This window comes from Desulfonatronospira sp. MSAO_Bac3 (assembly GCF_003838035.1).
In the GTDB taxonomy this organism is placed as follows: domain Bacteria; phylum Desulfobacterota; class Desulfovibrionia; order Desulfovibrionales; family Desulfonatronovibrionaceae; genus Desulfonatronospira; species Desulfonatronospira thiodismutans.
Window position 1 is genome coordinate 1 of record NZ_QYZY01000180.1, and the last position, 1653, is coordinate 1653.

The window sequence follows — 1653 nt, forward strand, 5'->3', positions numbered from 1 at the left end:
CCGCAATCTCATGAGCCGGATGAACTCCATCGAGTTAGAAAAGAAATACCAGCTGCAAAGAGAGGTTCTGCAAGTAATAGAAAAAAAGGAGTTCACCGGGGAAAACCTGGACAGGATCATACGCAGCATGGAAGAGGCTTTTACCTGCAACCTGCAGGACAACCTGGGGCTGATGGAACAGAAGCTGGCCAACGAGCAGAAGTTCACCAATACTTTGCTGTCCCAGATTCAGCTGCTCACAGATGAGTTCAGGAAATCAGTCAACCGCCAGAGCACCGACCTGGAGGATTTCGGGGAGCAGACTGTATCGGATATCGAAAACAACAAGGATCCCGGCGAGATCATCGGCTATATCCGGGGAACAATAAAAGAGATAGTAACCCAGGCCAGAAAAGAGGCCGATTCCTGGGAAAACAAGGCCAGAACTCTGGAACACTATGCCAGGTATGACCATCTGCTGGGATCGCTCTATAATCGCAGCTGGTTTGACGAGAAGATTTACAGTTTGACTGAGCAGGCCCTGGAAAATAATGCCCGCCTGGCCCTGCTCATGATAGATGTGGATCACTTCAAATCCATTAACGACAGCTGGGGGCATCAGGTGGGGGATGATGTGCTAAAGGCCCTGGCCAAGATCATCAAGGAGCATGCCGAGGTGGGCAGCGGTTATCCCTGTCGTTATGGAGGAGAAGAGCTGTGTATAATTTTTAAGGACACCGATGAACAGCTGGCCGGTGTACAGGCCGAGGAACTGCGCCGCGAGGTGCAGGGCTACAATTTCATTCCCAGGAAAAAAGATGGAAGTCTTGGAGACTCCATCAACTTTACAGTCAGTATCGGAGTGGCGGAACTGCAGAAAGACTGGGACGCCGGAATGCTTATAGGAGCGGCTGACAAGGCCCTCTACCACGCCAAGGAATCCGGCCGCAACAGGGCGATCCTTTTTTCCGAGCTTTAATCCTTCCCGTCTGGTCTAATGTGTCTGTAAAAAGTTTTTTTCAGGCACGAGAGGACACCCGTAACCATTCAGGGGGTCCCCAGTATTGATTACTGGCCGGTTTCGGCATCCCGCTGAATGTTTACGGACACCCGGCATCTACTCCCCTCCTTAGCCAAGGAGGGGCCGGGGGTGGTTGTATGAACTCCCTTCCTTATTTCAATATTTTTTCTCAGGGGCTCATTTTCCGCGCAGGGGCGTGGAGAAACCGGGACTTTTTGCAGCCGCATCTTATTATCCCTTCCTATTCTGCTTGAGAAGCGATCTGGCGATGTCCAGGTCATACAGTTTCAGTGGGTCCTGTTTTTTATCCCCGTACATTTTCGCCGCCCGTTTTATAATGTCCATATCCAGCCAGCCGTGCCTCTCCCAGATCTCCGGCTGGTCCTGGTTCCACAGCCTGAACTCGATGCTGCCCTCATTGTCCCGGACATACATCCGCTCCTTCTTGTTCCTTGGGTCCGGATAGTAATACATGCCGCTGGGCGTACTCATTTATAGTTCTCCTTTTTTGTTTTGGGTGTTTTACAATATACGTGACACTGGTGCAGGATTAAACTGCAAAAAGCCCCCTGGCCGCATCCTGATCCCACACCGGCTCGGCCCAGGTAAGCCCTTCCAGGTCCGGTCCGGGCCACACTGAAAGCTCTGTCTGC

General features: G+C 51.8%; 2 protein-coding genes. One reads left to right on the forward strand and one right to left on the reverse strand.

The window, feature by feature from the left end; translation table 11 throughout:
• Window positions 1–958, forward strand: a 958-nt coding sequence (locus D5S03_RS05930; protein ID WP_287043003.1) for a GGDEF domain-containing protein, incomplete at its 5' end; no start/stop codon positions are given.
• A gap of 273 nt (window positions 959–1231) precedes the next feature.
• Here D5S03_RS05930 and D5S03_RS05935 read toward each other — a convergent pair.
• Window positions 1232–1492, reverse strand: a complete 261-nt coding sequence (locus D5S03_RS05935) for a hypothetical protein (protein WP_008871296.1) — start codon at window positions 1490–1492, stop codon at window positions 1232–1234.
• Between the last annotated feature and the right edge of the window lie 161 nt (window positions 1493–1653).

Excerpts from the sequence above, each read along its gene's own strand:
- D5S03_RS05935 (WP_008871296.1), bottom strand. The coding sequence starts at position 1,492 with ATGAGTACGCCCAGCGGCATGTATTACTATCCGGACCCAAGGAACAAG.